Genomic DNA, 233 nt, shown 5'->3' with positions numbered 1-233 from the left:
CTACACACTCCACTCCTTCCACCTTCCTGAAAGAACCCGTTGTATATACCGCATGTACAAACTCAATCTTAGTCCCTTTACTAAAGATCCCGTGGCTTACAATAAAATTCACTTTCACCGCGCCTTTCTCTTTCAGCATTTTTGCAGTACCGGCAAGCGTGCCACCCCCGGCGCCGATATCGTCTCCAATAAAAAAGTTTGGCCCCTGAGGGTTGGCGGTAGTGGTTTTGAAG

Annotated in this window: 1 protein-coding gene; it reads right to left on the bottom strand. The window is 48.1% G+C overall.

All coding sequences use genetic code 11. From position 1 onward, the window contains the following. A partial coding sequence (locus KVT36_RS32325) for a hypothetical protein (RefSeq protein ID WP_217607528.1) occupies positions 1-233 on the bottom strand: 233 nt, incomplete at both ends.

This window comes from Chitinophaga sp. GbtcB8 (genome assembly GCF_019091455.1).
Taxonomy (GTDB): Bacteria; Bacteroidota; Bacteroidia; order Chitinophagales; family Chitinophagaceae; genus Chitinophaga.
This window is presented reverse-complemented; position numbering and strand designations above follow the sequence as displayed.